This window comes from Crystallibacter degradans (assembly GCF_012952295.1).
GTDB classification, from domain to species: Bacteria; Actinomycetota; Actinomycetes; order Actinomycetales; family Micrococcaceae; genus Crystallibacter; species Crystallibacter degradans.
This window is the reverse complement of sequence record NZ_JABBCH010000033.1, coordinates 1-12,444: the sequence shown is the minus strand read 5'-3', so window position 1 is coordinate 12,444 and position 12,444 is coordinate 1. Positions and strand designations below refer to the sequence as shown.

Annotated in this window: 7 protein-coding genes and 1 pseudogene; 7 read left to right on the top strand and 1 reads right to left on the bottom strand. The window is 61.2% G+C overall.

From position 1 onward, the window contains the following. The first annotated feature begins 228 nt into the window (after window positions 1-228). Both HGO92_RS22550 and HGO92_RS24610 read left to right on the top strand, forming a co-directional pair. Window positions 229-1,956 carry a DNA methyltransferase gene (locus HGO92_RS22550; RefSeq protein ID WP_169998846.1) on the top strand — a complete coding sequence of 576 codons (1,728 nt, stop codon included), beginning with the start codon at window positions 229-231 and terminating at the stop codon, window positions 1,954-1,956. Then, complete coding sequence (locus HGO92_RS24610) at window positions 1,953-4,547, top strand: DEAD/DEAH box helicase family protein (RefSeq protein WP_169998844.1); 2,595 nt, start codon at window positions 1,953-1,955, stop codon at window positions 4,545-4,547. The genes HGO92_RS22550 and HGO92_RS24610 overlap by 4 nt, the downstream gene beginning before the upstream one ends. 1,120 nt (window positions 4,548-5,667) lie before the next feature. Here the strand turns inward: HGO92_RS24610 and HGO92_RS24915 are convergent. Further along, a pseudogene (locus HGO92_RS24915) lies at window positions 5,668-6,036 on the bottom strand (winged helix-turn-helix domain-containing protein); the annotation flags it as partial. 760 nt (window positions 6,037-6,796) lie between these two features. On the opposite strand from HGO92_RS24915, the gene HGO92_RS22540 reads away from it, so the two are divergent. The 5 genes from HGO92_RS22540 to HGO92_RS22520 all read left to right on the top strand — a co-directional run bounded on the left by HGO92_RS22540 (window position 6,797) and on the right by HGO92_RS22520 (window position 12,094). Next, window positions 6,797-7,315 carry a flavin reductase family protein gene (locus HGO92_RS22540; protein WP_169998842.1) on the top strand — a complete coding sequence of 173 codons (519 nt, stop codon included), beginning with the start codon at window positions 6,797-6,799 and terminating at the stop codon, window positions 7,313-7,315. Window positions 7,316-7,523: 208 nt separating this feature from the next. After that, window positions 7,524-8,072: a YceI family protein gene (locus HGO92_RS22535; protein ID WP_169998840.1), complete on the top strand. Its 549-nt coding sequence runs from the start codon at window positions 7,524-7,526 to the stop codon at window positions 8,070-8,072. A gap of 368 nt (window positions 8,073-8,440) precedes the next feature. Continuing rightward, complete coding sequence (locus tag HGO92_RS22530) at window positions 8,441-10,180, top strand: FAD-dependent oxidoreductase (protein ID WP_169998838.1); 1,740 nt, start codon at window positions 8,441-8,443, stop codon at window positions 10,178-10,180. Between the two features lie 54 nt (window positions 10,181-10,234). Then, window positions 10,235-11,092 (top strand): fumarylacetoacetate hydrolase family protein, encoded by an 858-nt coding sequence (locus HGO92_RS22525; protein ID WP_169998836.1) that lies wholly within the window; start codon window positions 10,235-10,237, stop codon window positions 11,090-11,092. A 72-nt stretch (window positions 11,093-11,164) separates the two neighbouring features. After that, window positions 11,165-12,094 carry a VOC family protein gene (locus HGO92_RS22520; protein WP_169998834.1) on the top strand — a complete coding sequence of 310 codons (930 nt, stop codon included), beginning with the start codon at window positions 11,165-11,167 and terminating at the stop codon, window positions 12,092-12,094. Window positions 12,095-12,444: the final 350 nt, after the last annotated feature.

The window sequence follows — 12,444 nt, the reverse complement described above, 5'->3', positions numbered from 1 at the left end:
GCCGGACCTTCGCGATGACCTGCTCGGGGGTATGCCTACGTGCCATAACTAGTGAATTTCCTCCTGCGTCCATTCTCGGACACGAAACTCACATAGTCACCGGACTCCTACACGGGGACCCAACCAGTCCGCCGAGGCCGCACAGTCATCCGCGAAGCCGACGGAACATTCCACAAGGTCCGTGCCATCAGTGGCGATTCGGTGACACTCGCGGACGAGTACGGGAACGTGATCGAAGAGAAGCTCTCGAACGTAACCGCCGCCCGGCAATTCGGCGAGGTGGTCTTCCCGGGTCTGAGGACCGTGGGTTCCGTGCGCACTGGCAACACTGAAGATCCAGCCCATGTGGTGATCAACGGGGAGAACTTCCACGCCCTCGAAATGCTTGGATACACACACTCTGAATCGGTGGATCTGATCTATATCGATCCTCCGTACAACACTGGCAACAAGACATGGCAGTACAACGACCATTACGTCGGTGAGCAGGACAGCTTTCGACATTCCAAATGGCTGAGCTTTATGGAACGCCGGTTGACGCTGGCAAAGAAGCTGCTCAAACCCACGGGTGTCATCATCGTGGCCATCGGTGACGAGGAGCATCACCGGCTGCGGATTCTGATGGACGAGATCTTTGGTGATCAGAATTTCCTTGCAAACCTGGTTTGGGACGGTGGTACAAAAAGCTACGCGAGCTATGTTTCGTCGGGGCAGGACTACATGCTCGTATATTCAAAGAACAGTGCCGCTCTCACAGAGCAGGGAGTTCAATGGCGCGAGACTAAGCCTGATCTTGCCGTGGTCTTGGATACAGCGGCGCGGTTGTTCAAGTCATCTGGCGAAGATGCAGAACTGGCGGGTGAGCAGTTTCGTGACTGGCTAAAAAAATCTGATCTATCACCAGGGATAAAGCGTTTCAACCAGATTGAAGCCACGACGGGTCGCGTTTTCAATGCGGACCGAGATCTCGGGGCACCGGAAAAACGTCCGAATCGTTCGTTTACGCCTCTGCTTCACCCTGTGACTGGTCTGGAATGTCCGGTGCCATCGAACGGGTGGAGGCTTTCTGAAACTGAGTTGTTAGCTCGACTTAGTGCCGGCCGGATTGCGTTCGGAGCAACTGAATCGAAGATTCCCCGAGAGAAGAGCTATCTCGATGAAGCTTCTATGCAGATTCCCGGAGCAGTTTTCCAACGCGATCGAAGCGCTGCTTCGATATACCTGAACCAGATACTTGGGGACAAGCGGTTCCCCTTCCCGAAAGACCACAATGTCCTGATGCGTTGGATTCGGCTGGCAGCCCCCAAAGACGCCGTGATCCTCGACTTCTTCGGCGGCTCGGGCACAACAGCCGAGGCTGTTATTCGGCTGAATGCCGAAGACCAAGGCACGCGGCAGTGCATTCTCGTCACCAACAATGAACTGTCGGCCAAAGACGACGCTGCGCTGCGCAAGGCTGGCCACGGCCCAGGCTCGGAAGAATATGAAGCAAAAGGTGTGTTCCACCACGTCACCAAGCCGCGCGTCGAGACAGTTGTTACAGGTGTGCGCCAAGACGGTTCTACGTACTCTGATGGCCTGCCAGCCAATGTGGAGTTCCTTGAGCTCGCTTATCTTGAGGAGAGCCGTGTGCACGCAGCTCTGGAGTACGACAGCCTTGCCCCATTGTTTTGGTTGAAGTCCGGTGCAGTGGGCACCGTAGTGCAACGCACCGACGACTCAGCCTATGAATGGAACGAGGAGTCCTCGTTGGCCGTTCTGTTTGATGCCGGGAAGGCAGCTGAATTGGCGGAGGTTCTCGCGACCAAACAGAACCGGGTCAAACACGTCTTCATCATCACTGACTCTCCCGAGCAGGGCGACCTCGCCGGGGAGTCGTTTGGCGACGAGATAACCGTCGAGCCGATCTACGGCTCGTATCTTGACGCCTTCCAGATCAACCGGAGCGACTCGTGAAATTCACCCTTGCTGACTACCAGGCCGACGTTGTTGAGGAAACTCTCAACGAAATCAGCATCGCCACCCAACGGCTTCGCTCCAACAGTGAGCGTAAAACCGCGATCGGTATCAGTGCTCCGACAGGCGCGGGTAAGACCGTGATCGCCTCGGCTGTGTTGGAGGGACTGTTCTTCGGAACGGAGGACTCCGATCCGCGTCCGGAAACCACCGTCCTGTGGCTGACGGATGACGGTGAACTCAACGAGCAGTCCCGCAAGAAGATCCGGGCGTCCTCAGACCGGATCAACATGAACATGCTCCGGACCGTCGAAGCTGACTTCGATAAGGCTGAGTTCGGTCCCGGGCTCGTCTATTTCCTGAACGTCCAAAAGCTCGGAACCGGCGCTACCCGCCACATCCAGACCGGCGACGGGCGCAGGTATTCGTTGTGGGAAACAATCGGCAACACCATCAAACAGCGCGGCAGCGGCTTCATAATCTTGGTCGATGAGGCTCATCGGGGAGCCACGGACCGGAGCCGGCCGACGATTCTGCGCCGAATCCTTGACGGGTCGACCATCGAAGTGCCAGGTGGCAACGACACTTTCCGCACGATCGTGAACCCGCCGGTGCCCATCGTGATCGGGCTGTCAGCGACGCCGAAGAAATTTGAGGAGGCCATGCGCGGTGCCTCCGGTCGTTCCCTGGTGCAAGTGGTGGCCGATGTCCAAAAGGTACGCGCCTCCGGTCTCATCAAGGAGCGCATCAACGTCAGCTATGCTGTGGACGACCAGCCCAGCGATGACACCCTGATTCGTCAGGCTGTAGCCGATCTGGACCGTTCCGACCGGCAATGGCAGGAATGGGCCCGTGCCACGGGCTCTTCGTCTTATCCGGTGCCGCTCCTGGCCATTCAGGTTCCGGACCTTACGTCGGCCGCCAAGATCGGCGAGATCGTCCAGACACTCACCGATGCCTCGGACGCCTTTGATGATGCTGACTCCATAGCTCACGCGTTTGGTGTCCATACCCCCATCACGACGACCACATGGTTGAGCGGGGTGGAGATGCCCCGCGTGGTCCAGTACATTGCCCCTACCGCGATTTCGCAGTCAGGGAATCTGCGCGCCGTGATCTTTATGCAGGCGCTGACCACAGGATGGGACTGCCCCCGCGCCGAGGTCATGGTGTCCCTTCGCCCCGCTCAGGAGCACACGCAGATCGCTCAGCTCATCGGGCGTATGGTGCGCAACCCCTTGGCCAAGAAAATCGAAGAGCCCGAATATGATGACCTTAACGCGGTAGATCTGTATCTTCCACACTTCAACAAAGCTGAAGTGGCTCAGGTCGTTAAGTCCTTCATGGATTCTGCTGATATCGAGGTTCCGGTGCAGTTGAATCCTAAGCGCATGACGCGGAACCCGGACGTTCCTGAAGCAGTGTGGGATGCCATCGGTGAGCTGACCCGGGAGCAGAAGCCGGTCCGCCGGTTCAACTCGAACGTGAATCGCTTGGTGCGGCTTGGTGCCCTGCTGGACAACTCCGACTTCGAGCACCCGGGAGGGTCTTCCTATACCGAGGAATCACGTAACGTGGTCGTAGAGACCCTTGCCTCTGTGTACAGCCAGAACAAAGTGGCCATCGACCAGGTTGCTTCTTCGTTGCTCGAAGTGAGTTTTGAAATGGCCACCTTCGATCAGTACAGCGGCGCCAATACCGGAACCATTGCGCGCACGGCTGCTACCAGTCAAAAGAACCTTCGTCAGCTCCTGGAGGAGGCCAAGCGCCGGCTTCCCGATGCCGCCGCTGCCTGGTACAGCACCTCCCTGGTCATTGCCGGGGAGCTGGAGTGGGATGAGGTGGTCGTCCGGACTGTCGCCCTGGCACGGTCCGCCGAGGCCAGGGAAGCGCTGGAAGCCCAGTGCGGTGCCCGTGTGGAATCCTGGCGGCGCAACACGGCCGGCTCGGTGGCACGACTGAAGCCGACGCAACGCCAGGAATTTGAAACTATCTTCGCCCCCATCGGTTCGGCGCTGACTAGTAAGCTCGGTATGCCCGAGACGATTTCTCAGAAGACAGAGATCCTGAACAAGGAGACCGGGCAGGTCGAGGAACTCCCGATGTATGCGAGTCATCTCTACGCGCTGCCCGACACCAAGCTGTTCCCCGATACCTTCACCGGATGGGAGGAGAGTGTTCTTGAAGCCGAGCAAGCTTCTGGCTCACTGTTGGGCTGGTACCGCAACCCGGTTGGCGGTAGCCACGCCCTGTCTGTGCACTATCTGGATTCAGAGGTGTCCAAGAACCTCTACCCTGACTTCCTGTTCTTCCACGATGACGGTGAGGGCGGGGTAGCCATCGACCTGGTGGACCCGCACAACCACTCGCTGGCGGATACTGCACCAAAGTGGGTTGCCTTGGCGCGGTACGTCCGAGAGCACGATGGGGATTTCCGCCGAGCTGCGATTGTCATCAAAGACAGTGTGGGAATGCTGTTAGCCATCCAGCTATCTGGCCAAACCGATGACGTCCTAGAGAAAAAGTTGGCCGTGGCAACATCCAAGGAAGCCTTGGAACAGTTATTCCGTGAGCTGGGCGGAGCCTACTGACGCCGATAACGGCGCACATGCCACAGCGAACCCGGCGGGTAGCATCCGATGCGAATTCGACGGATTTCGATACGGAAATCCTGTGTTTGCCTGCCCCTTCCCAGTTATCCGGCGGGCTGGGGCCTGGCTCTGACATCAGCAGTGCCAGTCCCAGCCAGGTGTCGAGCCCTTCAGCGATAAAGGTATATGACCGTCCGCCGGCCGCTTCCATGCGCTCCAGAATGGCACTCGCGGCCGCGGGATTGTTGTTTACCCGAAGTTCCAGCTTCGCCTCGATCAGCCAGTTCTGCCACTCAAAGACCAAAGAACCTGTGGCTTTCATCAGTTCGCGTCCGCGCGCAATAACGTTGCGCGCGTCCTCGGCCTTCCGCAGGTCGATCATCAGCTCCGGTCCCACGATCCCGTGCATCCATGCCTCAGACCGGCTTCCCGGACCAGCCGCCTGGTAAAGTTCGAGGGCTTCCGCCAGATGCCCGGTAGCCCGGAGGGTTGCGGCTTTCCACGGCGCCGAAACAGCCGTGGTCCAGGGCGAGGTCTCTGCTCGGTCTGCCTCGCGGAATCGCCCGTGCGCGTAATGGACCCGTTTGATCAGGGCATCGAGCGGGCCTGCGGTCAGGGCCGGGACCGTTGGGCTTCCGGTCCTTGTGCCAACGGCTAATGACATGAGGTAACGCACTGCTTCGATCTCCGGGCTTCGCGGGGCGGATTCAATGACGTCTCTCATATCCTCGACCCGGCCCAAGTGCCAGTAGCACCAAGCCATGATGCTTGCACCTGTAGGTGAGGTTTGTGCCAGCTGGCCGCGGACCCCGGCGGCGTCGAGTTTGTCTGCAATCAAGCAGCCACGCGCGTAATCCTCATTGGCGATGGCAAGCATAAGCTCGGCCGGCGCAAGCCGGGTTCCTCCGGGGTTGTCCGCAGGCCGCAGCGTCCGCAGCCACCGCTCGGCGACGGGGAAGTCCAGCCGCTCGATGACCTTGCCAATAACCGCTTCCGCCGCATCCAATGCCCGATCCCAGGCACCGATTGCCAGGAACTGCTCCACGGATTCCTCGAAATGCCCCTCCGAATACAGCAGGTCGCCGTAGGCTCTGCGCAGTGCCCGCACCTGTTCCTGGTCCCGGCGTTCCAGCCGCGCAAGGAGGTACTCGCGGAAACGCGGATGGCAGCGCATGCTCGTGGCGGCGGCACTCCATGACACCGGTAAATGCTTGGCGCGCAGGCCGGCCATGCGCTCTCCGGAACCTGTTTCGCCAAGAACCGCTGCACGCGCAGCAGTCACCTCGTCCAGCAACGCAGTGGTGATAAGGAACTCCCGTTCCTCCTCTTCGAGCCGGGCCAGGATCTGCGACGACAGGTAACCGTGCAGCGGATCCGCCTCACCGCCCGTTCCTGCCACATGCTCGCGCGAACGCCAGGCCTCAAATAGTACGCCGGTTACCCACCCACCGGTGGCCTCAACGGCCCGAACCGGATCAACATCGGCCATCCCCGCGTTGGTCAATGCTTCCGCCGCTTCAGCGGGGGTGAAGGCCAGCTCTGTCTCCCCAACAGCCGCCATCTGGTCCACGCCCACCCCAGAGCCGGGGTCAAGCAGCACATCAACCCGGCTGAGCAGGATAATCTTCAGGCTCGCAGGCGCATAACGCACGAGCGTACCAAGCAGGGACAAGGCGTCCCCAGCGCCGGCCAGATGCTCAAGCCCGTCCAGCACGAGCACCAGCGGAGTATCGGCCGTCGCGTCGGCGAGCAAACCAGCCGTCTCTGCATGCCCGACGCCAGCGGCAAGCACCCCGTTGACCAGCCCTCGTACCTGCGGCGCCTCGCCGGAAATTGCCGCCTCCAGATAAACGAGCAGGCGACCAGGAGCACTGTCTGTACCGTCCAGTGTCAGCCAGGCCAGCGGCCGGTCCAGCTCCGCGACGGCCTGGACAACCGCGGTGGTCTTGCCTGCCCCGGCCGTGGCAGTGACCCAGACCAAACGGTGGGAATCCACAAGACCGGCGATCAGACGGTGCAGACGAGGACGCGGCACCAGCCGTTCGGCCATCGGCGGCACTGCGATCTTGCTTCGGATAATTAACGCAGAGCCTTGCCCTGCATCTTCACGTGACATAGCCCACAATGATAGCTTCTGTTTCGCAAGGGGGGCTGATAGGGGGGGCGGTGCTGTCGGTTTCGGCCTGGTTAACGACCGGAGGCCAAGCTGGCGGCACAGCCTTAACCGAGCCCCTTTCGGAGGGAACGCCATGACCATCACAGCCCCCAACGCCCGCCGGCACGTCGACCAGGACATCTTCCGCGACGTAATCGGAAACTTCACCAGCGGCGTCGCCGTCATAACCACCAATCATGCGGACAGTCGTTTCGCAGTGACCGCCAGCGCCGTGTCCTCCCTTTCGATGGACCCTCCCATGCTGCTCGTCTGCCTCAATCGGCGGCTAGCAACAGCCGACGCCGTATCGGACTCGGGAGTCTTCGCGGTCAATATTCTGGCGGAAGACCAGGGCGAACTCGCCGCCCAGTTCGCCACCCGCCACCCCGATAAGTTCCGAGGTGTCCAGACGGCGGAAGGAAAACTTGGAGTTCCGGTCCTTGCCACCGCCCTGGCCTATCTGGAGTGCCGTGTTACGGAACGGGTCGATGTAGCCACACACAGCGTTTTCATGGCCGAGGTACAGAACGCCGCGTCTCAACCCGGGAAGCCTCTGGCGTATTTCCGCAGCAGGTTCGGCCGCTTCAACGACGCCATCGATGAACGTATGTAAACGAAACACGCCGATGTCCTGTCCCTGGTGATGCGCCGAAACCAACCACATGAGGCTTTGGTGCCGGACACATCATTACCGGTCAGAGCAGGAAAACAGCTATCCGAATCCTAGACAACAGCACCAACCTGACAGCAGACCAACCCGGGTCCTTCCATCCCCGAACCGCCGCCAGCCTTCACAGTATCGATAAACCTTAGGAGTTAAAATGACCATCCCAGCCGGCCTGACCAAAGGAACTTGGACCCTCGACAGCGCCCACAGTGAAGTGGGATTTACCGTACGCCATGCGGGGATCAGCAAGGTCCGCGGCAGCTTCAACGACGTCACCGCGATCTTAGATGTAGGCGACAGCCTCGAAAACTCCCGGGCTGAAGTCACCATCGGGGCCGCAAGTTTCAATTCAAACGACACCAACCGAGACGCACACATCCGCGGGGCCGACTTCTTCGATGTCGAGCGATTCCCTGAACTGACCTTCACTTCAACCGGCTTCGAAGGCGACGGCGAGACATACAACCTGCACGGCGATCTCACCATCCGCGACATCACTCGGCCGGTAACATTCGCAACGGATTTCAACGGCGTAGCCATCGATCCCTTCGGCGCAACCCGGGCAGGGTTCTCAGGAACCACCATGATCAGCAGGAGAGAATTCGGCTTGACATGGAACGCCGCCCTCGAAGCCGGCGGGGTCCTGGTCGCAGACAAGGTCACGATCATACTGGACGTTGCCTTCATCGAGTCCAACGCCTGACCGGGTGAACGGCCTCGCGGATTGTCCGGGCGCCATCAATCCATGCGGGGCGTACTCGGTCGAGGCATGGGAACCGCAATGGTCCCGAACGGCAACCGGAGGTTCCCCTCAAGGGACTTGTACCTGCTGTGGCATGGTCCACTGACCCGGGAAGCAGCGGATTGCAGCTGCTGGGTACGGCCTGCTCAGCGGGCTCGGTGGTGTGTGGCTGGTGCCTCAGATGAATTATCACGACCGATATTTCGAAGATTTGGATTTGGGTAAACGCCATTCAGGCCATGCCCTGAATCAGTTAGCCCGGCACGCAGGAATCCCACTCCTGCGTGCCGGAGAAGAACCAATAAATTTCGATGGGAAGGAACAAATCAATGTTGATTGAAACCGATGTCCTGATTGTGGGTGCGGGACCGGCAGGGCTAACGATGTCGGCTTTGCTGGCCAGCTATGGTGTGGATGCTGTGACAGTCACCCGTTATGCAAGCACAGCAAATTCCCCGAGGGCACACATTACCAACCAGCGCACCATGGAGGTTTTCCGGGACCTTGGGATCGAGGAGCGGGTCCGCGACGTTGCCACGCCCAATCATCTGATGACCAACAATGTGTGGGCGACCAGCTTTGCTGGCCAGGAGATTGCGCGATTGCACACCTGGGGCACACCGGTGGAGCGAAAGGCCGATTACGAGGCAGCGAGCCCGAGCAGTATGTGCAATGTTCCGCAGCACATACTGGAGCCCCAGATCCTTGCAGCAGCCATTGAACGTGAGGCCGATATCCGGTTCAGCACTGAACTGGTGTCAATCAGCCAGAATGACGACGGTGTTACCGCCACCGTGCGCAACCGGGAAACGGGCGAAACCGATACGGTTCGCGCCAAGTACGCGGTTGGCGCCGACGGTGCGCGCAGCACCGTCGCTGACCAGCTCGGATTCCCCATGAAGGGTGAAACCGGTCTGGGCGCGGCGCTGAACATCTGGCTGGAGGCCGATCTGACAAAGTACTGCGAGTACCGGCCCGGAACCCTTTACTGGATGGCCCAGCCCGGCAATGACTACTGGGTGGGATCCGGGACCTGGATCAACGTCAAGCCGTTCACCGAATGGGTGCTGCTGTGCATGTATGACCCGGCCGCCGGGGAACCCGACATCAGCGAAGAGGCCCTTATCGCCCGGGCGCACCAGACCATCGGCGACGCCGGCGTCGAAGTAAAGATCAAGGCCGTCTCCAAATGGCAGATTAACCACATGGTGGCCGAAACCTACCAGCAGGGCCGGGTTTTCCTCGCCGGTGACGCCGCGCACCGGCACCCGCCGGCCAACGGCCTGGGCTCCAACACCTCCGTCCAGGACTCCTTCAACCTGGCTTGGAAACTCGCCGCCGTCGTCTCCGGGCGCGCCGGTGCCGCCCTGCTGGAGTCCTACACGCAGGAGCGGCAACCGGTCGGAGAGCAGGTAGTGGACCGGGCCATGAAGAGCGTGCAGGACATGGCACCTATTTCCCAGGCCCTCGGGTTCACCCAGGGGCAGTCCAGTGAGGACGGCTGGTCCAGCCTCAAGGACCTGTTCGCGCCCACCGCCGAATCGGCCGGCCGCCGCGACCGCCTGGCGGAAGCTGTGCAGCTGCAGAACTACCAGTTCAATGCCCATGGCGTGGAGCTCGGACAACAGTACCGGTCGAACGCGGTGATCGATGACGGTACCGCCTGGCCGGAGTCTGACCGGGATCCGCAACTGTACTACCGGACCACGACGAAACCCGGCGCCCCGATTCCCCATGCCTGGGTCCAACAGGGAACCCGGCAGGTCTCAACCCTCGATGCGGTAGGCAAAGGCCGGTTCACCCTCGTCACCGGGATAGATAACGACGCGTGGCGCCAGGCGGCGGCGGAGCTCTCGGCCGAGCTCGGCATCGACCTGGACATCGCCCAGATCTGTGTCCGCGGCGACTACGACGACGTGCTGAACACCTGGACGGCCAACCGGGAAATCGGAGATGACGGCTGCCTGCTGGTCCGTCCCGACCGCGTCATCGCCTGGCGCCAGCCATCAAGGGCAGACAAGCCCGCCGAGGCCCTGCGCACCGCGCTGACGGGCATCCTGCACCGCTGACCCTCCGGACCCGCATGCGGCCGGACTCATTCCCACCTTCTAACAGGAGCTATTTTGCGTATCGCCAACCATGACAACCGCGCTGTCCTGCTGACCTCGGACGAGACCGGCATCGACATCCACACCGCCAGCAAAGGCCGTTTCGGGCCGGACCTGCCCTCGCTCTACAACCGGTGGGAGGCCTTCAGCGACTGGACCTCAACCCTGGAGACGGCTGAGTCCGACGTCGTAATCGACCGTTCCCGGCTCGGTTCCCCCTCCCCGGCACCGCGCCAGGTGCTGGCCATCGGACTGAACTATTCGGAGCACGCCAAGGAATCCGGCTTCGAACAGCCCGAAACACTGCCCCCGGTCTTCACCAAGTTCGTCAGCGCCATTACCGGGCCGGACACCGAGGTCGTCCTGCCAGAAGGCGGCAACACGGACTGGGAGGTCGAGCTGGTCGCGGTGATCGGTAAGGAAGCCAAGAACGCCCCGGCCGCCGATGCCTGGAACTACGTCGCCGGGCTGGCAGTAGGCCAGGACATCTCCGAGCGGGTTTCCCAGCTCGCCGGGCCGGCACCCCAGTTCGGGCTGGGCAAGTCCTTCGCTGGGTTTGCCCCGATCGGGCCCTGGCTCGTCACCCCTGGTGAATTCGGCAACCCGGACGATCTGGAACTCTCCTGCAGCGTGGACGGCGAACAGGTCCAGAAGGGCCGCACCTCGGAACTGATTTTCTCCATCCCGGAACTGATCCAAGGCCTGTCCCGGACGGTGACGCTCCTGCCCGGGGACGTGATCTTTACCGGCACGCCGGCAGGCGTCGGTCTGGGCCGGAAGCCGCAACGCTTCCTGCAGCCCGGCGAAACCCTTGTCTCCCGGATCGAAGGCATCGGGGAAATCACCCAGACCTTCATCCCTGCCGGCAACTAAACCCGGCCGCCGGGTCCGGCATCCGTCCCGGACCCGGCAAACAATCATCCAAGGAAACGAAGGAGTAATCCCATGTCCCTGCACCGGTTGACCCGTGTCGTGATGGGCGTGCCGAACGTCGCCGAAACGGCCGCCTACTATGAGGAATTCGGTCTTGAGCCCCTCGGAGAAGGATCTTTCGGCACCCGCGACGGCGGCGAACAGCTCAAAATCGTCCATGCCCCCACCCGGCGGCTGGTCGAACTCGGGGTCGGCGCCGATAACGACGACGACATTGCCCGCGTTACCTCCAACATGACCCGCCTCGGCGTACCGATCAGCCACAACGGTACCGAACTGCTGGCGCAGGAACCGATCTCCGGGTTCACCGCACGCGTCCACGTCGCTTCGCGCATCACCCAGGAACCGACTCCCGCCACGCCCTATAACGGGCCGGGCCGGACCGACAGGATCGGGAGGGCACCCGGCGTCCTCCGCGACTACGCCATCAAACCCCGCAAACTCGGACACACCGTCATCGGCACCGTGGACCTGGCCGCGACCATGCGATTCTTCACCGACGGGATCGGCTTCAAGATCAGCGACTACATCAGCGACAAGGGCGCGTTCATGCGCTGCTCGGTCGATCACCACAATGTGCTGGCCCTTGCGGCCCCGGTGAACTTCCTGCACCACACGTCCTGGCAGGTCGATGACATAGACGACGTCGGACGCGGTGCCAAGGCCATGCTTGAGGTCGACCCCGACCGCCACGTCTGGGGGCTGGGACGGCATCACGCCGGCTCAAACTTCTTCTGGTATCTCAAAGACCCGGCCGGCAACTTCTCCGAGTACTACTCCGACATGGACTGCATCCCCGAAGAAGAAATCTGGACCCCCGAAGTCTTCGAAGGGGCGCAGAGTCTCTTCAACTGGGGACCGCCACCGCCCCCGTCATTCCTCGCCCCTGACGATCTAGCGGCATTGATGACCGGTACCCACTCGCCGGCATCCGCAGGCTAAGTGTATTCCCCACGGATGTTAGTGATCGGCGCGGCAGGGTGACATGAAGAAGGCCTCCAGACGGAGTGGTGCGACGGCGCACTCTTGGAGGCACCCCCATTTCAGGCGACCAAGAAGACCTGCGTATCGGCCGACGGCACCACCGCCGGCCGATACGTCCTACCCAAAAACACCTTTGAACTGCCGGTTCCAACCCGGGGGCTGGGAGGGCTGGCATCTGGGCCGGTATTTGTCAAGGATTTTGAGGCCAGTAGGAGTTAGGCGGCTGCTTCTTCTTCCGTTTCTGGTTGTTCTGCCGGCCGGTTGATCCAGGCCGCGTTGGGTAGCGCGAGGATCTTGGGGTCGCTGGT

What these genes read in the sequence shown, in the direction of transcription:
- HGO92_RS22540 (WP_169998842.1), top strand. Translation starts at nt 6,797, where the DNA reads ATGACCATCACAGCCCCCAACGCCCGCCGGCACGTCGACCAGGACATC.
- HGO92_RS22535 (WP_169998840.1), top strand. Translation starts at nt 7,524, where the DNA reads ATGACCATCCCAGCCGGCCTGACCAAAGGAACTTGGACCCTCGACAGC.
- HGO92_RS22530 (WP_169998838.1), top strand. Translation starts at nt 8,441, where the DNA reads ATGTTGATTGAAACCGATGTCCTGATTGTGGGTGCGGGACCGGCAGGG.
- HGO92_RS22520 (WP_169998834.1), top strand. Translation starts at nt 11,165, where the DNA reads ATGTCCCTGCACCGGTTGACCCGTGTCGTGATGGGCGTGCCGAACGTC.